Genomic DNA, 21,380 nt, shown 5'->3' on the forward strand with positions numbered 1-21,380 from the left:
CGTTACTTATGTTATGCCACAGATTTGACTATGATCTAATCTAATTTACACATTAGCATAGCTCCTTAAAAAGCACCTGAACGCTTAATCTAAGAATGACTTTGGATCCGCTAATAATTCAGGCACGCTAATTCGTTGCCGCCGTTCTTCAACCAAGGACTTAATTTCAACTTCCTTGGTTTCAATTTCGCGGTCCCCAATCACCATAAAGTGCTTGGCATGTTTCCGTTCAGCTTCCTTGATTTGCTTACCGAGCTTCAAACCCCGGTAGTCTTTATCGACGGCCACCCCGGCTTCGCGAAGTTGTTGCATCAACTTGAAGGCATACTTGTCACCCGTTTCATTAGCTGATACTAAGTAAAGGTCTAAACTTGGCGTTGGAATAAAGGCTGGGTTTTCTTCTTGCAGGAGTAATAATAACCGTTCGACCCCAAGGCCGTAACCAATCCCACCTTCTTCTTGCGGACCACCAAGTTGGCTAATTAAGCCATTGTAACGACCCCCACCACAAACGGTGACGTAACCACCACCAAAGGCCTTCGAATCAGACATGATTTCAAAAATCGTGTGCGTGTAGTAATCAAGTCCCCGGACCATCGTTGGATCAACGACGTACTCTACGTCAAATTCATCCAAGTACGCTTGGACTTGTTTGAAGTAATCGGTCGAGTATTCGTTTAAGGCGTCTAAAATTGACGGCGCATTCGCCACAATTGCTTGGTCATGTTCATCCTTACTATCCAGCACCCGCAATGGGTTACTTTCCAACCGGACTTTGGAATCATCACTTAATTCATCCTTAAAGGGCGTTAAGTAGTCCACTAAGGCTTGGCGATAAGCATCCCGAGATTCCTTATCCCCTAATGAATTAACCGCCACACGCAAGTTCTTAACCCCGAGGCGCTTAAAGAACGTTAAGGCTTCTAAGATTACTTCAGCATCAATTTGGGGTGATTCACTATTTAAAGCTTCACACCCAATTTGGGTAAATTGCCGTTGCCGACCAGATTGTGGCCGTTCGTACCGGAACATTGGTCCAATATAAAACATCTTGTATGGCTTCGGGAATTCTGGCCCGAATAACTTATTTTCTACGTATGACCGTACAACCCCGGCTGTACCTTCAGGACGCAACGCAATGTGGCGGCCACCCTTATCTTCAAAGTCATACATTTCCTTCGTCACAATGTCAGAAGTTTCCCCAACGTTCCGCGAGAAAACATTAAATTCTTCAAACATTGGCGTCCGAATTTCACTATAACCATATTGATGGAACGTTTCCCGTGCCACACTTTCTACTTTTTGCCATAATTCACTCGTCCCCGGTAAAATATCTGCCGTTCCCTTAGGCTTTTGATACAAACTCTTTGCTTTTGCCATCTGACCAATTCCTCCAATTATTGCATAAAAAACCTCCTAACCCGCCACTATTGGCTAGTTAGGAGGGAGTTATCATACTAACTCGGTACCACCTCATCTTCATCGCCACCTCACAGTGACAACCTCATGAAGTCAACTTGACTTCCACGCTGTTAACGAAGCGCAACCGCTACCATCTTAAATCAAAAATGTAATTGTGTGTTCAGCTCATGTTCCTGCTCTCAGCGCTGCGCAGGATCTCTGTTTGATATGTCATGAGCCTTTAAATTACGATGGTTATTCTATTGTCATGCTCAATTTTATTGAGCCACACCAGTCTTGTCAAGCCTTCCCGAAAGTTACATTAAGCCTTGTTATTAAATGTGGTAAAATGTGGCAGTAACAATCTCGTTTTAAACAGAAAGGAATCGTTTATGAAGAAATCAACGTCAACTTGGTTTATTATCGGTATCTTTATGCTTGCCGCTTGTATGCGGGCGCCATTTACTTCGCTACCATCGATTATTACGCAACTCGCCAGCGCCGTACACCAACCGGTGGCGAGTCTCGGGATTTTAACGACCATCCCGCTGATTTGTTTTGCGATCTTATCGACCTTCATTCCTACCTTCAGCCGGAAATGGGGGATGGAATTAACGTTAATGGGGGCGCTCATCTTAATGGCCATTGGATCGGCATTCCGGATCATTAATTACCCGATGTTATTAATGGGGACCGTCTTAATCGGCATCGCCGCCACCGTCTTAAATGTGCTCACGCCAGCAATCATCACCGAACGAACTCCCGAAAAAATCGGAACCTTAACGGGAATGTACAGTTTTTCATTAACTTTCTTTAGCGCAGTCGGCGCTTATGTAATTAGCCCGGTTACCAACGCCGTTAACTGGCAAATGGGGATTAATGTCTTAACCGCCCTTGTCATCATCACCATTTTAATTTGGGTCCCTAACTTACGCCAACGGGGGCGTGAACAACAACCAACTACCGTTAATCCAACGGGCAGTCTTTGGACAAATGCGCGGGCTTGGTGGTTATTAATCTTCTTTGGGTTCCAATCCTTCTTATTCTACACGTTAGTTGCTTGGTTACCCGCCATCACCATGGCCGGCGGTTTATCGAACACCGAGCCAGTTTAGTCGCCAGTGGGTTCCAACTATTCTCCTTACCCGCCGCCTTCATCGTCCCAGCCATCACGCCTAAAATCCAACGTCGTTACTGGTTGGTCATTGGCACGGGAATTTTATACTTAATTGGGTTCGGGATGCTCTTAGTCCCACATGCTTCCCTAGCTTACTACCTATTAACTTCATTTATTTTAGGAACCGGCTGTGCCGCCGCCTTTGGCTTGGTTATCACCCTCTTTGGCCTCAAGACAAATTCCCCCACTCAAACTGGGCAACTCTCTGGGATGGTGCAAGCCGGCGGATACGTGATTGCCGCCTTTGGTCCCGTCGTCATCGGGAATTTACAAGCCGCCACGAACTGGACGACGGCAATCTTCTTTGCCATCATCATCATTGGCATCATGACATTTTTTGGCATCTTAAGCGAACGCCACAATAACATCAACAATTAAATCCAAAATATTTTTGGGCTATACCAATTTTGTCAATTGGGACTATTAAGCCTTATTATTAACATCAAACTTTATAGACCACTCATCAAAAACCACCGTCACCGGTGGTTTTTAAAGCGCTTGCCTAGTGCATTCATGCACAAAACAGGCTATAATAGCCATTGGATTTATAAGGATAAATAACTTAAAGGAGTGACCATTTTGAGTACCGAAATCAAAGCTGTAATTACGTTATTTGGGGCCACTGGTGACTTGGCCAAGCGTAAATTATACCCATCATTATTTAATTTATTCCGCAAAGGCTTTTTAGCTGATAACTTCGCCCTCTTAGGGACCTCGCGGAGTGCTTGGTCGGATGAAGAATTCCAAGCTAACGTGCGGGAATCAATCCAAAAGATTGCTGAAGACAAGGACGGTCAATATGACGCCTTTGTTAAGCACTGTTTCTACCAACCACATGATGTGACGAACCCAGAACATTACGATAAGTTAAACGACCGGATTGCGGACTTAGAAACGAAGTTCGGTACGGAAAACAACCGCTTGTTCTACATGTCAATGGCCCCACGGTTCTTTGGGACCATTGCGGCTAACATCAAATCCCAAGGTTTATTATCAGACGACGGTTTCAACCGCTTAGTCATCGAAAAGCCATTCGGCCGTGACTTTGAATCTGCTAAGCAATTAAACAAGGAATTAACGGAAACGTTTGATGAAAATCAAATTTACCGGATTGATCACTACCTTGGTAAGGAAATGGTGCAAAACATCAGTGCCCTTCGCTTTGGTAACACGGCCATTGAATCCCTTTGGAACCACCGTTACATCGACAACATCCAAGTCACGTTAAGTGAAGACATGGGAGTTGAAGAACGGGCTGGTTACTACGATCAATCAGGGGCTTTACGTGATATGGTACAAAACCACATCATGCAAGTGGTCGCTCAATTAGCCATGGAACAACCATTAACGTTTACCGACCAAGAAATCCGGGAAGAAAAAGCCAAGGCGCTCCGGAGTTTACGGAAGTACACGCCACAAGAAGCCGCCGCTAACTTTGTCCGTGGTCAATACGCTGCTGGTGACAACAACAACGACTACCGCCACGAAGACGGGGTTGACCCAGAATCCATTACGGAAACTTACGTTGCGGCTAAGTTAAGCTTCGACAGCGAACGTTGGGCTGGGGTCCCATTCTACGTGCGGACTGGGAAGTTATTAGCCGGCAAGTTCACGCGCGTCGATGTTGTCTTCAAGAAGCCACTCTTGGACATCTTCTCCAACGCCGCTAACTCCCACGAACAAAAGCTCAACCAAAACGTCTTAACGATCTACATCGATCCAAAGCCAGGCTTTAGCTTAACGTTAAATGCCAAGAAGGTTGGGCAAGGTTACACAACGGAACCGGCAATGTTAGAATTCTTCCACAGTGACGAACAAAAGGCCCTTTCCCCAGAACCATACGAACGGCTCTTCACGATGCCTTAGAAGGTAACTCAACGAACTTCGCCTCCTGGTCTGAAATTGCGGATGCATGGCAATTTGTTGATGTTATCCGGGATGTTTGGGACCACGAATCACCTGAATTCCCTAACTACACTCCAGGGACGATGGGACCTAAGGAAGCTGATGAATTATTAGCTCGCGATGGTCGCGAATGGGTTGTTAAATAATTTATAATTCATAGCGTGATTGACGAATTATTCGTTAATCACGTTTTTTCTTTAGCGAAAGCGGTTAAAAAAATAATTTGTGTACTAATTCGCAAGCCGTTTTTAGATATGATATAATATACAAGTAAAATATTTTAAGGAGTGTGACAAACTAATGTCAGAACAAGCACAAATTGGTGTGATTGGTTTAGCTGTTATGGGTAAGAACCTTGCCCTTAACATCGAAAGCCGCGGCTTCAAGGTTGGGGTTTACAACCGTTCACGTCAACGTACGGATCAAATGATGGCCGACCACAGTGAAAAGAACTTGGTTCCTTCATACACGATCGAAGAATTCGTTAACTCACTTGAAAAGCCACGTCGGATCTTGATGATGGTTCAAGCCGGTAAGGGTACGGATGCCGTTATCGACGAATTACTTCCATTATTGGACAAGGGTGACGTGTTAATCGATGGTGGTAACACGAACTTCAACGACACGATGGCTCGGAACGCTAAGTTAGATGCTTCTGGAATCAACTTCATCGGAATGGGTGTTTCTGGTGGTGAATTAGGTGCCCTTCGCGGACCTTCCTTAATGCCAGGTGGTCAAAAGGAAGCTTACGACTTAGTTGAACCAATCTTAACGAAGATTGCTGCTGATGCTGAAGACGGTAAGCCATGTGTTACTTACGTTGGTCCTAACGGTGCTGGTCACTACGTTAAGATGGTCCACAACGGGATTGAATACGGGGACGAACAATTAATCGACGAAGCTTACTTCGTAATGCGCAACGTCCTTGGTCTTTCTGTTGATGAAATGGCTGATATCTTTGGCGAATGGAACAAGGGTGAACTTGATTCATACTTAGTTGAAATCACGGCCGACATCCTTTCACGTAAGGACGACCTTGGTGAAGACAAGACGAAGCCAATCGTTGACATGATTCTTGACCGTGGTGCTAACAAGGGGACTGGTAAGTGGTCTTCTGAAACGGCCCTTGATGGTGGTGCCCCACAATCTGTTATCACGGAATCTGTTTACGCTCGTTACATCTCCATGTTGAAGGACGAACGGGTTGCCGCAAGCAAGGTGCTTGATGGTGATGTTGAAACGCCTGCCTTCACGGATGATGAAAAGCAAGAATGGATTGAAAAGGTTCGCCAAGCCCTTTACTTCGGTAAGATCATGTCTTACGCTCAAGGGTTCGAACAAATGCGGATCGACTCTGACCGTTACGACTGGAACCTTAAGTTGGGGAATTAGCTCAAATTTGGCGTGAAGGTTGTATCATCCGGGCACAATTCTTACAAAAGATCACGGACGCCTTCGAAAAGGATCCTGAACTTAAGAACTTGCTCTTAGACGACTACTTCAAGGAAGTTGCCGTTAAGTACCAAAAGGCTATCCGGGACGTTGTTGCCTTAGCTGTTAAGGCCGGAATTCCGGTTCCAACGTTCTCAGCTGCCATTTCTTACTTCGACTCATACCGTTCAGAAGTGCTTCCTGCTAACTTACTTCAAGCACAACGTGACTACTTCGGTGCTCACACGTACGAACGGGTTGACCGTGAAGGTAACTACCACTACCCATGGTACGAAGAACAATAAGCTTAATTTAAAGCAATTTAAAACGCAATTGGTTTTAACCAGTTGCGTTTTTTCTTTGGCAAATTTAACGCCGTTGGTATACACTAGAGGTAATCAATTAAAGGAGCGTGTGGTTAGGTTTGTACCTCCTCCGCTCCTTTTCCACGCTTATCAAAAGGAGGTGTTTGTGATGTCAACACGTCGGGCTCAACTTTACTTATGGATTGTCGCCTTTGCTTGGGGGAGTAGTTATCTCTTAGATCAAATGGCCATCGAGGCGGGGATGCACTCCGGGATGATTAACATGCTCAGAGGGCTCTTCACCGTCCTGACTGGAGTGTTATTTTTCCGTCCCGCCATCCGGCAAATGACCAAGCAAGACCTCAAAATCGGTATTACCATTGGGGTCATTAGTTTCTTTGGCTATTATTTCCAAACGGCTGCGTTGATGTTTACCACGCCGGCCAAAAATGCCTTTCTCACCTCAATGTACGTCGTAATTGCCCCCTTTATCATTTGGCTGGTTATCACCAAGCCCCGGAACGCAAGGAGTGGATCGCCCTCGTCATTGCGGTGATTGGGACTGGGGTCATTTCTAACATTAATCCTTTCAATTTGACCTTCCAAGCCGGTGATTTATTATCCTCGTCGGGGCTGCCTTCTGGGCTGGGCAACTGGTTTTGTTTGGCAAACAAGCCAACCGCGCTCCAGTCCTTGGATTATTATTATTTTAATCGCCGCCGTCGAAAGTGTTCTCGGGATGCTTACGGTCTTCACCACTGAAAAAGCGACCCTGTCCCACATTAACTGGCTCCTGGGGCTCCCACCATTAGCCATCATTGCCATGGTGATTACTTATATTGGCCAAGGCCTACAAATTATTAGCCAAAAACACACTTCTGCCACGGCAGCCGGCTTAATCTTAATGACCGAATCACTATTTGCCAGCTTAGTTTCAATTCTATTTGGCGTTGACCATCTAACTATGAATCTGATGATTGGTGGTGCATTACTAATTCTCGCTAATTTAGTCATGCAACTCGATTTAATTCACCGCCATCGGATCAAATCTTAGCCACCTTAAAAGCCCGCTACCAATTAAAGGTAGCGGGCTTAATTCGTAAGCAGTTATTTAATTATTATTTCTTTAACATCTTAATTAAATCACGCATCCGTCGATAACTAACCAATAAACTAATTTTATGATTAATATCAAAATAAATTTGTCGATTTTCTTGGTCAAACTCCCTAATCGTCATCGGATTAACAATGGCGCTTTGGCTAACTTGCAATAAATTATTATTTTGTATCGATTTCAATTCCCCATGACATTCGATACGAATATTTTTACCTACAATCCGGATTCGCCGACTAGCATACTTGATTGATTCAATATAATATAGTTCGCTTAATGGTATCTTTCGGCGTGACCCATGTCCTATTTCATATGTGATATACGTTTTATCTGCATTATTGCTAGCTAACGACGCTTGATATCGTGCATAAGCTTCATCAATATCGTCGCGCAATCTTGCTCTTAATTTAGTTATCTCCATTCCTTTATCAATATAATCAAACGGTTCTACCCGGCGAGAAACAGTATATGGCAAATATTGTTGATAGGCAGAGATAAAAATAATTTCAGCAAAACTAGCAACCTTTCTAATTTGTTCGGCAACGTCAATCCCATTAGACTGATTTTCGCCCAACTCAACATCTAATATCGCTAAATAGTCATCTTCTTTTAAAAAATCTAATAATTGCTTCGGATTACCAGTTACTAAGGCAACCTCCATATCATAAGCATGTGGAGTACGATTAATCATTTGTTGTTTATTTACTAATGATTCAATTCGCTTAGCTTGATCCTTATTATCTTCAAGGATTATCACTTTCAGCATCTATTTCAACCTTTCCTTGAATAGTACACGTCATAATAATTGACCGTTGCTTCACTTCCGCAATTAATGCATACTGATCATCTTGATTAATTAATTGATTTAAATTAGATAGTCCAATTCCCTGATGTCCTGGCTTTGTTGAGTATTCATATTGCATTATTTGATTAATATCAATTTCTTCCGTTAATGAATTTGCTACCACCAAATCATAACAATCATCTGACCGAGACAGAATTGCAATCTGAACATACGCCTGGTCTTGCTTTTTGATTGATTCTAATGCATTATCCAATAAAATCCCAACAATTCGAGCTGTTTTAACCTCTGAACCAGGGAGTTGATTAATCACTTTAGGAATATCAATGGAAACTGCGCTACCTTGCTCAATTATTTGGTAAGCTTTAACCTGAATCAAATTCCGTAGCCCAGAAATATGTAATTTTTCTAACGATTGATCAACCTCTTGATAATGATGATTACTAGTTTTAGTTTGTATAAAACTCGACAATAATTGATTAGCCTTATCCGTGTTCCCGTCAATTAACTCTCCTTGTAAATTTAATAACATGTTCTTCATATCATGACGGTCTCGCCGTAATTGGCCAAATTGTTCATTCATACTTTTCGCATATTTTAACTGCTCTTGATAATTTAAAATCAATTGTTGTTGCTGTTGTTCATTTACATAATTATGAATGAAACTAGTAATCACGATTCCGCCTAGCGAGATTATCGCTATATCAATTGCTAAAATCAATGAATAATAAGTATCAGCTACTTGTTCATAATCAGCTACGATATTAACAACTTCATAAACGACAAGCATCAATAACGCACCATACCAAATTGATTTCGTATTTTTAATACTTTTAAATAATTCTTGATACTTTGGTTTTAAAAATTTCGCAATTATTATTCCTATAATGATTGAAATTAATAAATCCCCAATCGGAATTAACCAGCCAACAACAACCGGTTCTTTATGACTACCGATAAATAGCAAATTTAAGCAATGATCAATCAACCCGTATAGACTCCCCATCAAGACCCCTATGACTATTGCAAGAGTATGCCTATTATATTCGCGATTAACTAACCATAAATACAAAATAATTAGTATCAGGTAAAGAGATTCTACTGGCATTGGAATGGCTAAAATTAAAAAACCAATCAGTAAATCTCTTACCACTAGCTTAACTGAAAGATTCTCAAATGATAGGCGATATAAAAATATTACTTCAACAATATTTAAATAATCAGCTACAACCGATTGTAAAAAAAGTTAAAACAACCATTTATTAATTACCATTTCCCGTGTAGAAACCATGCCCACGAGCCTCTAGTTAACATCATCGCAATTGTCATCAAACTAAATAAAACTTTATTGTTCATTTTATTATCCCCCTAATAAATAATTACCGGTTCATTTTTTTTGTAAATATTCAAACGCAACTCCCGCTACTGCTGGGTGCATATTGATACACCCATGCGATCCACCCTTTAAATAGGCTGTTTTACTCCAATCATGACGCCAACTAGCATCATGAAATCCGCATCCCGTTTCTGTAAATGGTGACCAATATTGAACTTTACTAGCATATGTGGATCCATCATCATTTTTTCCACGTAGAATTGATGATGTATGTTGATACATGATATACCAAACTCCACGTGGTGTTTTATTTCCCCGGTTATCAGTTCCGCTAACAATGTCAGTATCCAAAACACATTTACCATCACGATAAAACCAAGCATGTTGTTGTGACAATGACACTTCTGCATAAGTCTTACCAATCCCGTGATTAGCTATAATTCCATATCCTGTTCCTTGTTTATTATACCCAGCTCCCTTTATATCTGATTGAGCAGAAAGCATCGATCGGTGTTGAACAAACGCTTTAGTCAAACTTTGAGTGGCTTTCTTTGGATCTATTTCCCAACCAAAAGTTCCTTGCTTCGTTGTAGTAATTACTTTACCATCATGCGTTTTAAACCGATATGATTTATTCAATGTTGCATGCTGCTTGTTTAACTCACGGATCTTTCGTTGCCCAATTTCAGTATCAAAATTATACTTTCCCTTCTTAACTTCAGCTGAACTAATAATTTGTTGGGCAGTAAGTCGGTACGTTTTATTTTGAATTCGATAATTAACATCTCGTTTCATTAATTGAGTTAACTTTTTTTGATCTCGACGCACTTGTAGATTATCAGCTTTAATCGGTTCTACATAAACTGAATGTAATTGAATCCGTTGATTATACCGTTGCGATTTCAATTGATTCATCAACTGTTGTTCATCGAACTGGTTTCCCTTAATTTCAGGTACAATCTTAATTTCATGATGTTCATACTTAACAAATGCATCACGTGATTTTCGACGATGTTGATTTTCTTGTTCTAAATAAGTCTGCAATTTAGTTTCCATTGTAGCTAATTGAGCTGGCGAACTATGACTTGATTTAATCATAAAATTTTTCGCCGCACGGGTAGGTAACAATGTCTTTTGTTGTTGAAAGACCCGATCAACTTTACTTTGATCTGACTTCGTAAAACCTAGTTTTTGACGATTGCCTTGATAAACTTTGGCCTGATTAACATAAACACATGTTACCCCCGTTGTGGATTGGAGTTTATCCAATGCTTGGGAGGGCGTCATCCCACCGACATGAATTTGATTTATTGTCACGTTATCGTTAAAGTGCGTTGATTGATGATAAAACATCACCATTAATAACAAAAGCAAGCTTAGAAACAGTCCTGTTAAAATCTGCTTAAACGAACGTCTTGACATCTTATACCTCATTTTAATTTTTAACGCATAATATCCCCTAACTAATAAATAACTTAGCTAGGGGGATACGTTATAAAATATTAATTTAAATGTATCATTCCTCAATTAATATGGGTGATTACATTTATAGCGAAATTATAACAAATCATTTCGTTAATGATTCATTTTGCAGAATTCGTTATAAATTTTGCAGAATTCGTAAAAAAACGATGATGAGAATCATAAATGATTCCATCATCGTTTAACTTTCGTAAGCAGTTATTTAATTATCTTACTTCTTTAACATCCACCGCGCTAAGAAGGCCGCAATCACTGCCCCAACTTCTGGCGCTAATAGGTAAACCCAGCAATGACTCATGGCACTACCCATGGCGAATAAGGCTGGACCAAAGGAACGCGCTGGGTTTAATGAAGCTCCCGTTAAGTTAACTGCCACCATCACTAAGATTGCCAATGCCAAACCAATTACCAAACCGGCTAAGGCTGGGTTACCGTATTCATCACTTGTCACTAATAAAATCATGAAGATAAACAAAGCCGTTACTAACATTTCCACAAAGAACGCCATTGGACTCGTTAACTTTGGAAAATCAGTTTGTCCTAAGGCCGTTGTTGATTGACCTAAGGCCCCCACAAACATCTTCAAGACCCCACTAGCTAAAATCGCCCCAACAAATTGGGCAATTACATATAAAATCGCTGTGGCTGCATCAATCTTCTTGTTGATCCACATTGCGATCGTCACGGCTGGGTTAAAGTGTCCCCCAGAAATCGCACCAACCGTGTAAGCACCAATCGTTACCGTTAACCCAAAGGCCAACCCAATGGCTAATACATTTCCTTTAGCAACCACGACTACCGCGGTCCCAAATAACACTAACATAAACGTACCGATTAATTCGGCCACTGCTTGACGTACTTTCATCAAACTTCTCCTCTCTCATTCCCTCTGCTTACATTACGTTATTAACCATATCAAGTTAATGACTTTTCATCAAATATTCCGGTACTAAAAAAATGATTGTTTTAAGATTTTTTTTATAGAACTTACGGAATTTTTATTAGCCAGGAAAATTAAAAAAAAGTTGGGAATCATTTCCCAACTTCATCAATTACTATCTGAATTAATCAACTGGCGTCCGCACTACAAGCACATCTACCGGAGCCACCCGCTTAACATAAGAAGTTGTTGACCCAATCATCGCCCTTTGGAACCGCGTCATTCCGCTAGCCCCAATCATAATCAAATCATTGTGGTGATTGGCAACAAATTCAGTCGCAATTACGGTCTTCGGATTCCCCATCCGCACGTGAATGTCCAAGTTTTCAAAGCCAAATTGATCCTTAGCTTGCTTGGCCAATTCATTTAAGTATTCCGTTGATTTTTCAACTAATTCGTACGCAATCCCACTCGCTGATAAGCCAGCAAAGTTGTACGCCATCGTCCGCGTGTCAATTATGTTTAATAAATCAAGGTGGGCATTATTCCGCTTCGCCGTTGCCACCGCCTTTTCAAACGCAACTTCCGCTTCCTTAGAGCCATCAACTGGAATTAAAATGTTTTGGTATTCTTGCATAATCTTTCTCCCCGTGTTGTTCTTTGCTTGTCTATATTATATCAAAATAAAACCGCTTACACCACTGATGTTACGCCATTTCGATTGACTTTTTAATCAAAATCTAATATTATCGAAATAATCATAATAAAGGGGATTGCACTCGATGGATGCCATTGATCAACGAATTTTAAACATGTTACAAGTCAACGCCCGGACCTCCTTAAAGGAATTATCCAAGGCGTGTTTTATTTCTTCACCGGCGATTGCCGCCCGCATCGCTAAACTCGAAAAGGCTGGCATTATTAATGGCTACCACGTGAGTCTTAATTTCGATGCCATTAATTACCATGTCAAAGCTTTCATCATGGTCCAATTAGAACCCAGTCAAAAATCCGAATTTTATCCCTACATTCAATCCATTCCCAATGTTTTAGAATGTAATTGTATTACGGGGGATTTTTCCGAAGTCATGGAAGTTGCCTTTCCAACCACCGTTGAACTTGATAATTTCATTAACGAAATTCAACGCCGGTTCGGCAAGACGAGTACGCAAATTGTCTTCAGCACCAGTGTTGAACACCGCGGGATTCAATTTGAAGAGTAAGTTAACAATAAAGGGACGCGTCGTGGCGTCCCTTTATTGTTTTATTTCATTTTAGCTAATAGGGATTCGACTTGATCGAGGCGTCGTTCAAATAATTGTAAGGCCGTGGTTAAATATTGACTATTCGTCATATCAATCCCGGCGGCTTGCATCGTGGCAATCGGTGCTTGCGAACTCCCGGACTTCAAGAAGCCGAGGTAGCGTTCCAACGCCCCATCTTCATGTTGCCAAACGGCTTGCGCTAAACTAGCTGAGGCCGCCCATGACGTTGCGTATTGGTAAACGTAGTAATTCATGTAGAAATGGGGAACGTACGCCCAACTTTGCGTCGCTGCTTCAGGCAATAAGCTTACGTTCGGACCATAATATTGTTTTAACAAGTCCGTACTAATTTGATCTAAGAGGTCCGCGGTCAACGTTTCCCCCGCTTGTTCCGCCGTATAAGCTTGATGTTCAAATTCTGCAAATTGCGTTTGCCGATAAATCGACCCAATAAAGCCATTAATTGATTCTTCTAAGATATATAATTGCGCTTGTGGGTTATCGTGATACTTTTCCAATAAGTGTTCCGTTAAGATATTTTCATTAAACGTTGACGCCACTTCGGCCAAGAAGATTGGTGCTTCCGCATATTGAGCTGGTTGATGATGTTGACTTAACCAACTGTGCATCGCATGCCCAGATTCATGCGCTAAGACAAACGTTGAATATAATTTATCAGTCCAGTTTAACAAAATAAACGGATTACCATCATAAACACTAACTTGGTAGCCACCGGAACGCTTGCCTTTATTTTCAGCCGCATCAATCCAACGTTCATTCATTTCCCGGGTTAACCCGTCCATGTATTCTGGTCCTAAAATTGATAACGCATCTAAGGTTAATTGCTTCCCTTCCGCAAACGTCGTCTTCAAGACGTCATTGCCGGCCAAGGGCACGTTTAAATCAAATTGGCTCATATCTTTAATGCCCAAGGCTTGTTGCTTAATTTGGTACCAACGATGGGCTAAATCAAGATGTTGGTGAACCGTCTCAATTAATGTGTCATAAACACTCTCATCAATTTCATGCGGTTGCAAGGCGGCTTGGCGCGCACTTTGGTAATGCCGTAATTGCGCCGTTGTATTCCGGCCCCCGACATAGGTATTAAACATTTGCGCAAACGTATTCCGTAAATCATGGTAAGGTTTCGCAAAGGCTCGCGCCGCAGCTTCCCGGACCCGCCGATCAGCTGATTCGGCGAATTGACTCCGGTTCCCGTGCGTTAATTGCACTAATTGCCCTGCTTCATTCTTAATCTTACCAAAATCTAAATCCGCATCATTTAAGGTGTTATAAATTTCATCTGCCCCGTTTAACGTCCGACTCACCCGACTTAATAACGCTTCTTCGGTTGCCGATAAGATATGCGCTTTTTGCGCCCGCATCCGCGTTACCATCACCTTAAATTCCGCTAACTTTGGTTCTTGGTCCAACCAAGCCGCTAAATCGGCCTCCGCAATTTGCATCACTTCTGGTTCGATGTACGCCGTTTGCGTTTGCACGACTTCTAACGTTTTCGCCGCTTGCCCAAACAATTGGTTCGCATCCGCCTTCGTCGTATCGCTATCGCGGCGTAAAAAGGCATACACATAAGCTTTTTCCAGCTTAATATCTAAATCCCGAGCAGCCACTAAGACTTGCACTAAGTTCGCCGCGGACGTTAATTGTCCCTTCATCGCACCGATTTGTTGCGCCAAGTCCTTAATCGTCGTTAAATCAGCCTGCATCGCTTGATCGTCAGCATATAAATGGGTTAAGTCCCACGTTAATTCCGTGGCACTTGCTCCCGCGTTAATAATTCATCTGTTTGCATTTTCATTACTTCCCGTATTCATCTAGGTACCGTTCGTATTGTTCACGATCTAAGGCGGCTTCAGATTGCCCGATTACTAAGGTCGCAACGGAATTACCGACCACGTTCACAGCCGTCCGTCCCATATCAACTAACCGGTCAATCCCAGCAATAAACGTCAAGCCTGTAATTGGCACCCCAATCGTGGAAACACTAGCTAATAAGACCACGAAGGACGCCCCTGGCACCCCGGCCATCCCCTTACTCGTAATCATCAAAACAACCAATAAGGTAATTTGGTGCAATAAAGTTAAATGGATGCCATAAGCTTGCGCTAAGAACAAGGCTGCTAAGGATTGATAAATGGCGGATCCATCCAAGTTAAAGGTGTAACCAGTTGGAATTACGAACGAGGCCACCCCTTGCTTAACCCCCATCTTTTGAGTCTTATCAATTAACCGTGGTAAGGTCACTTCGGAACTAGCGGTCGTAAAGGCTAATAATAATTCATCCCAGACCGCCCGCATCGTTTTCCAGAAATGTAAATGGTAAATCTTCGCTACTAAACCGAGGACGACAATACAGAAGAAAATCATCGTTAAGTACGCCACTAAAATAAAGTATCCGAGTGGCAAGAGGGCTTTAACCCCCATTTGGGCAATCGTCATCCCAATCAACCCAAAGACCCCAATCGGTGCATATTTCATTACCCAATTCGTCACCTTAAACATGACTTCTTGGACGGCGGTTAAAAAGTCGATAATAATCTTCCCTTTTTCGCCTAAGGAAGCTGTCCCCAGCCCAAATAGGACGGAGAAGAAAATGACTGGCATCATATCACCTTCAGAAACAGCCTTAAAGAAGTTCGTTGGCACAATCGCTAACAAAGTCTCCCAAATTCCGGTATGTTGAGCCGTTTTCGCGGTAGCTACATACTTGGAAATATCGGATCCTTGCATTGCGTGAATGTCAACAAATGCTCCTGGTTGGGCGATGTTTCCCACTACAATCCCAATTAACAAGGCAATCGTCGTTAACACTTCAAAGTAAATTAAGGTTTTTGCCCCAATCCGCCCGAGTTTATGAATATCACCAATATTAGCAATCCCAACCGTTAAACATGAAATCACAATTGGCATGACAATCATTTGGATTAACCGTAAGAAAATGGCTCCCAGATTTTCCATCGCCGTAATCGCAGTTTGATTACCATAAAAAATAATCCCACAAATAATCCCGAGGACTAATCCAATTACAATCTGCCACCCCAGTGACAAACGGCCTAATTTAAATTTTTTTCATTTTATTTCCCTTGTCCCTTTCAATACATATACTAATCATTTTATCATATTAAAAGGTTTATTTGTGAGAACACGCACGATAAACCTTGTGAAAATGAGAGAAAATCTAATTTTCACAAGGTTATAAAAGTGCTATCATGAAAACATCTTAAATACGGAGAAGTTACTACTAATGACCATTGAAACCGCCAATTCATTTAAGGGTCGTTTATTTTATTTAGGCGTCTCGATTTTAATTAATTGTTTTTTCAACGCTTTAACCGTTGCCACTAACATGGGGAGCGCGATTTGGACCGCTTCTGCAGTAAACTTAGCCCAAGCATTAAATATTCCATTAGGGACCACCCTCTTTTTAGAAGGCGTTGTGGTGGCCTTGGCTAATTTATTATTACTCGGTGAATTCGATTATTTCCGGCTCGGACGCAACTTAATGTTTATCATTCCCTTTAGTTACTGCTTAGCCGGCTTTGAACACCTTTTTGTTTGGATCGGCGTCCCAAACTTTCCCCTGTGGGCACGCTTTCTCTTAGATTTCATCGGTTTAGTCGGGGTGGCTCAAGCCGTCTCAATTTACCAACGGGCGAACTTAATCATTCACCCCAATGATGACTTACCGTACATCTTGCGCTTCCGGTTTATGAAAGGCTCACCAGTTTGGTCACAATGGGCTAGCAACGTACCCCCAATTTTAATTATTCTGATTTGTTGGATTATCACCAAAAAAACTATCCGTCATTAACATTGGGACAATCATTAACATCGCTTTTCAAGGGGCGTTAATCGGCTGGGGCGATACTCATATTTTTCCCAAACTTCACCACCACTTAGAATTTAAAACCACGAAAATCAATCCCTAATTTATATTTTTAGCCCAGCATTTGTGAAAATGTTGGGCTTTTTTTCGAGAAACCCTTGTCAAACCTCAAGAAAGCGCTTACACTGAATTGTGAAAATTGTTTCTGTAACAGGAGGAACGTTTATGTCAAACGAAAACACAAGCGCCAAGACCATGTCGTCACGGATTGCCTACTCCTTTGGGGCATTCGGGCATGACATGTTCTATGGGATGCTATCAACTTACTTTATGATGTTTGTGACTGGCCACTTATTCAGCCACAACTCACCTGCTGAAGCGGCTAAATTAGTCAGCGCCATCGGGGTGATTATCATGGTGCTCCGGATTGTTGAATTATTAATCGACCCTTACATTGGGAATACGATTGATAAAACCAACACCAAATGGGGGCACTTTAAGCCTTGGGTTGTCGGCGGGGGGATTATTTCCGCCGTTGCAATTATGATTTTATTTACTGATTTGGGTGGTTTAACATACAAAAACCCATTGCTGTACTTAATTGTCTTTGCGATCCTCTACATCACGATGGATATCTTCTACTCCTTTAACGACGTAGCCTTTTGGTCCATGGTGCCAGCCATCGCCTTTGATTCCGAAGAACGGGACAAGGTCGCAACGTTTGCGCGGGTTGGTTCTACCGTTGGGGGCCAATTAGTTGGGGTGATTGTCATGCCAATCGTCCTTTACTTCTCCCTCAGCGCTAACGGTGGTACTGGGGACAGTCGCGGTTGGTTTGCTTTTGCTGCTATCGTTGCGATCATCGCTGCCGTAACCTCCGTTGGGGTGGGGATTTTTACCCACGAAAAGCAAAACGAACTCCGGGAAAACAAAGAAAACACGTCCTTTGGGCAAGTTTTAGGGGTCTTATTCCACAACGACCAATTAATGGCGATTGCGTTAACGTACCTCTTCTACACCACTGGGGTAACGCTGTTAAACTCACTTGGACTTTACTACTTTACTTACATTTTGGGTAAGGCAGCCATGTACACGACCTTCGCCGCTATTAACGGGGTCATTGGTTTCTTCACCGTCATGTTCTTCCCAGCTTTAGCTAAGAAGTTTAGCCGGCGGAAAGTTTTCATTACCAGTGTTTCCATCATGTTATTAGCAGTGATTATCTACGCTTTTGCCGGAAAGTCCGTAGCCGTAGCAACGACGGCGGGGTGCTCTTCGCCTTACCACAACCATTAGTCTTCTTAGTTGTCTTAATGACGATTACTGACTGTGTGGAATATGGTCAATTAAAGCTTGGTCACCGGGACGAAGGGTTAATCCTATCTGTTCGGCCATTACTCGATAAGTTCGGGGGCGCGTTGCCAACGGGGTTATCGTGGTAACGTCCGCAGCCGCCGGGATGATTTCTGGTGCCACAGCGGCTTCAATCACGCCTCATGGCTCATTAATTTTTAAATTAGTGATGTTCTTAGTTCCTGCCATCTTAATCATCATTTCCTTTATACTCTACCTCAAGACGGTTAAGCTTGATGAAAAGCGGCACGCTGAAATTGTCGATGAACTTGAAAAGACGTGGCACAAGACATTAGATGGCACGGATGAACACCCAGTCATCGAAACCCCATTAGACGGAGCCGTTGCCTTTATGGCCCCAGTTGACGGGCAATTAGAACCACTCAGCGATGTAGCTGATCATGCCTTTGCTTCTGGTTCCCTAGGGGACGGATTCGCCATCAAACCAACCAGCAACGAAATCCACGCGCCGTTTGCTGGGAAGATTGTCGCTACCTTCCCAACTAACCACGCCGTCGGGATGGTTTCAGACAACGGGATTCCAGTCTTAATTCACGTCGGGATTAACACCGTTGAAATGCAAGGAACTGGCTTCACTAGCTTCATTGAAAAAGGTCAACATGTTGAAACCGGTGATCTCTTACTTGAATTCTCATTCAACGCGATTAAGCGAGCTGGCAAGGACAATACCGTTATGGTTGCCTTCACCAAGAATGCCCAATCGCCTGAATTTGAATTACATCATTTGAAGGATACGGGTTCCGTCACGATTAATGATCAAGTCTTAGAAGTTAAATAACCTGTTGAAAAGCGAGGGTTAACCTCGCTTTTCTTACCTAACCATCATGGAGGATTTATCATGAGTATTCACTACAACGAACAAACTAAAGTTTTCCATCTTCAAACTGACCACACCAGCTATATTTTCCAAATTTTACCAACTGGGGTGGCTGGTCAAGTTTACTATGGCCCGCAAATTCCAGTGAAGGCTGAATATCAAAACCTAATGACCCGTGAAGAACACGACTGTACCAACACCTATACGGACGAACAAACGGACCTGCAATATGAATTATTAAAGCAAGAATACGCTTCGTATGGTTCTGGTGATTATCGGTATCCGGCTGTGAGTGTGACGAATCCAACTGGTGATCGGATTAGCGAATTTAAATTTACGAATGCTGAAATCGTGGATGGCAAGGACCGCTTAGCTGAGTTACCATCCACCTTTGATGACGACCACCACGATGCCCAAACACTCCATGTACATTTTGTTGATGCGGTTAACCAATTAGAAATGGTCTTAAATTACACCGTCTTCGCCACCGAAGACGTGATTGCGCGGAGTACCACCTTCATTAACCACGGGGAACCCCTCAAACTTAACCGGGCGCTTAGTTTACAACTCGATTTACCTGATTTTAATTACGACCTCATCCAATTCGATGGTTCTTGGGCGCGCGAACGGCACTTGCACCGGACCCCATTACGCTATGGCATGCAAAGTAATAGTTCGTTACGCTTTACTTCAGGACATCATTCCAATCCCTTCTTTATGTTAGCGCGGCCGGAAACGAACGAGCTCACCGGAAGTGCCTATGGGTTCAACTTAATTTACTCGGGTAACTTCATCGACAGCGTTGAAGTGGATCAATTCGATGTCGCCCGCGTCTTGACGGGAATTAACCCCGCTGAATTTAGTTGGGAATTAACATCTGACGCAACCTTCCAAACGCCTGAAGCGATTATGACGTACACTGACGCTGGGTTAAATACCTTAAGTCAAAACTTAGCTGACTTTTACAACCATCACTTACTCCCAAGCCGTTTCGTCAAGCAAGAACGCCCAACATTAGTTAACAATTGGGAAGCGACCTTCATGGACTTTACGGAAGACAAACTAATGCCGATCGTTAATAAAGCTCACGACCTGGGCATTGAAATGTTCGTCCTTGATGATGGGTGGTTTGGCCACCGGGATAATGATCAATCGAGTTTAGGGGATTGGTTCGTTGACCACAAGAAATTCGTTAACGGCGTGGGTGGCTTTGCGCATCGGGTGCACCAACTTGGGATGAAATTTGGATTGTGGTTTGAACCAGAAATGGTATCTGAAGATAGTGAACTATTTAAAGCCCATCCAGAATGGCGAATTGGCGCCCCACACCGCCACCATACCCCGGCACGGCACCAATTTGTCCTCGATTACAGCAATCCCGCCGTGGTTGACTTTATCTATGATGAAATGGCCAAAGTCATTACCGACACGAAACTTGATTACGTTAAGTGGGATATGAACCGGAGTATTACGGAAGCCTTTAGTACTAATCTCCCGGCGGATCGACAAACTGAATTTGGGCATCGATACATCCTCGGGGTTTACCGCTTATACGATCGCTTAACAACAGCCTTTCCAAACGTCTTATTTGAATCTTGTGCTTCCGGCGGGGGCCGGTTTGACCTCGGGATGATGTACTATGCGCCCCAAGCCTGGGCAAGTGATAATACCGATGCCGTTGAACGGCTAAGCGTCCAAACTGGCTCTTCCTACGGTTACTCCCAAAATATGTGGGGCGCCCATGTTTCCGCCGTCCCAAATGACCAAAATGGCCGCTTAACATCACTTGACTTCCGGGCTAAGGTCGCTTACTTTGGGGCCTTTGGTTATGAATTAGACCTGAATGAATTATCCAATGCTGAACAAGCACAGGTTAAAGACCAAGTTGCCTTTTACAAGCAATACCGGTCGCTTTTCCAATTTGGGAAGTTCTATCGGTTACCACAACGGCTACAAAATCCAGCTAACGTGACGGCCTGGGCCGTTGTCAACGACGATCAGACCCAAGCAATCGCCACGTACTTCCAAGTCTTAAATCCAGCTAATCCGGCATACGTCCGCTTCTACTTAGCTGGACTTGACCCGCAAAAACACTATCGCGTCAACGATGGTGATGAGATCTTTAGTGGACAAGAATTAATGACGGCCGGCTACTTCTTACCACGAATTATGCCTCGGGTTGCTCATAAAGATCCCGCTGACTTCAAAGCGACGATGTTAATCATTAAAGCTGTTGATTAAGCG

14 protein-coding genes and 4 pseudogenes are annotated in these 21,380 nt (G+C 42.8%); 10 read left to right on the forward strand and 8 right to left on the reverse strand.

The features are described 5' to 3' along the window. Window positions 1-84: 84 nt before the first annotated feature. On the reverse strand, window positions 85-1,380 hold the full coding sequence (gene hisS, locus JCM14505_RS01035; RefSeq protein WP_054652254.1) for a histidine--tRNA ligase: 1,296 nt from the start codon (window positions 1,378-1,380) through the stop codon (window positions 85-87). Between the two features lie 413 nt (window positions 1,381-1,793). On the opposite strand from hisS, the gene JCM14505_RS01040 reads away from it, so the two are divergent. The 6 genes and pseudogenes from JCM14505_RS01040 (at window position 1,794) to JCM14505_RS09285 (ending at window position 7,273) form a co-directional block, all read left to right on the forward strand. After that, window positions 1,794-2,516: an MFS transporter gene (locus JCM14505_RS01040; protein ID WP_054652256.1), complete on the forward strand. Its 723-nt coding sequence runs from the start codon at window positions 1,794-1,796 to the stop codon at window positions 2,514-2,516. Further along, window positions 2,462-2,956, forward strand: coding sequence for an MFS transporter (locus JCM14505_RS08865; protein WP_162200482.1), 495 nt, complete (start codon window positions 2,462-2,464; stop codon window positions 2,954-2,956). Before JCM14505_RS01040 ends, JCM14505_RS08865 begins: the two co-directional genes overlap by 55 nt. A 201-nt stretch (window positions 2,957-3,157) precedes the next feature. After that, window positions 3,158-4,629 (forward strand): annotated as a pseudogene (zwf, locus tag JCM14505_RS01050) (glucose-6-phosphate dehydrogenase). A 154-nt stretch (window positions 4,630-4,783) separates the two neighbouring features. Continuing rightward, window positions 4,784-6,219, forward strand: a pseudogene (gnd, locus tag JCM14505_RS01055) (NADP-dependent phosphogluconate dehydrogenase). Window positions 6,220-6,388: 169 nt separating this feature from the next. After that, on the forward strand, window positions 6,389-6,775 hold the full coding sequence (locus JCM14505_RS09280) for an EamA family transporter (protein ID WP_225352201.1): 387 nt from the start codon (window positions 6,389-6,391) through the stop codon (window positions 6,773-6,775). A gap of 54 nt (window positions 6,776-6,829) precedes the next feature. Then, window positions 6,830-7,273 carry an EamA family transporter gene (locus JCM14505_RS09285; RefSeq protein WP_225352202.1) on the forward strand — a complete coding sequence of 148 codons (444 nt, stop codon included), beginning with the start codon at window positions 6,830-6,832 and terminating at the stop codon, window positions 7,271-7,273. 64 nt (window positions 7,274-7,337) lie between these two features. Here the strand turns inward: JCM14505_RS09285 and JCM14505_RS01065 are convergent, their stop codons facing one another. The 5 genes from JCM14505_RS01065 to JCM14505_RS01085 form a co-directional block, all read right to left on the reverse strand. Beyond that, entirely contained in the window at window positions 7,338-8,099 is a 762-nt protein-coding gene (locus JCM14505_RS01065; RefSeq protein WP_054652260.1) for a LytR/AlgR family response regulator transcription factor, read from the reverse strand. Further along, window positions 8,077-9,123: a GHKL domain-containing protein gene (locus JCM14505_RS01070; RefSeq protein ID WP_162200483.1), complete on the reverse strand. Its 1,047-nt coding sequence runs from the start codon at window positions 9,121-9,123 to the stop codon at window positions 8,077-8,079. Before JCM14505_RS01070 ends, JCM14505_RS01065 begins: the two co-directional genes overlap by 23 nt. A 399-nt stretch (window positions 9,124-9,522) precedes the next feature. After that, window positions 9,523-10,893 carry a L,D-transpeptidase gene (locus tag JCM14505_RS01075; protein WP_162200484.1) on the reverse strand — a complete coding sequence of 457 codons (1,371 nt, stop codon included), beginning with the start codon at window positions 10,891-10,893 and terminating at the stop codon, window positions 9,523-9,525. 271 nt (window positions 10,894-11,164) lie between these two features. Continuing rightward, window positions 11,165-11,818 (reverse strand): MIP/aquaporin family protein, encoded by a 654-nt coding sequence (locus tag JCM14505_RS01080; protein ID WP_054652266.1) that lies wholly within the window; start codon window positions 11,816-11,818, stop codon window positions 11,165-11,167. A 199-nt stretch (window positions 11,819-12,017) separates the two neighbouring features. Further along, window positions 12,018-12,473, reverse strand: coding sequence for a universal stress protein (locus JCM14505_RS01085; RefSeq protein ID WP_054652268.1), 456 nt, complete (start codon window positions 12,471-12,473; stop codon window positions 12,018-12,020). 142 nt (window positions 12,474-12,615) lie between these two features. Between JCM14505_RS01085 and JCM14505_RS01090 the strand changes: the two genes are divergently transcribed. Then, entirely contained in the window at window positions 12,616-13,056 is a 441-nt protein-coding gene (locus JCM14505_RS01090) for an Lrp/AsnC family transcriptional regulator (protein ID WP_054652271.1), read from the forward strand. A gap of 41 nt (window positions 13,057-13,097) precedes the next feature. Here JCM14505_RS01090 and pepF read toward each other — a convergent pair whose 3' ends face one another. Both pepF and JCM14505_RS01100 read right to left on the reverse strand, forming a co-directional pair. After that, window positions 13,098-14,825 carry an oligoendopeptidase F gene (gene pepF / locus JCM14505_RS01095; RefSeq protein ID WP_263848924.1) on the reverse strand — a complete coding sequence of 576 codons (1,728 nt, stop codon included), beginning with the start codon at window positions 14,823-14,825 and terminating at the stop codon, window positions 13,098-13,100. A gap of 91 nt (window positions 14,826-14,916) precedes the next feature. Next, window positions 14,917-16,161, reverse strand: coding sequence for a dicarboxylate/amino acid:cation symporter (locus JCM14505_RS01100; protein WP_054652390.1), 1,245 nt, complete (start codon window positions 16,159-16,161; stop codon window positions 14,917-14,919). A 202-nt stretch (window positions 16,162-16,363) separates the two neighbouring features. Between JCM14505_RS01100 and JCM14505_RS01105 the strand changes: the two are divergent. The 3 genes and pseudogenes from JCM14505_RS01105 to JCM14505_RS01115 all read left to right on the forward strand — a co-directional run bounded on the left by JCM14505_RS01105 (window position 16,364) and on the right by JCM14505_RS01115 (window position 21,377). Next, a pseudogene (locus JCM14505_RS01105) lies at window positions 16,364-17,048 on the forward strand (DUF6198 family protein). A gap of 122 nt (window positions 17,049-17,170) precedes the next feature. Further along, a pseudogene (locus JCM14505_RS01110) lies at window positions 17,171-19,097 on the forward strand (sugar MFS transporter). A 60-nt stretch (window positions 19,098-19,157) separates the two neighbouring features. Next, window positions 19,158-21,377, forward strand: a complete 2,220-nt coding sequence (locus JCM14505_RS01115; RefSeq protein WP_054652273.1) for an alpha-galactosidase — start codon at window positions 19,158-19,160, stop codon at window positions 21,375-21,377. Window positions 21,378-21,380: the final 3 nt, after the last annotated feature.

The organism is Limosilactobacillus equigenerosi DSM 18793 = JCM 14505 (genome assembly GCF_001311375.1).
Lineage (GTDB): Bacteria > Bacillota > Bacilli > Lactobacillales > Lactobacillaceae > Limosilactobacillus > Limosilactobacillus equigenerosi.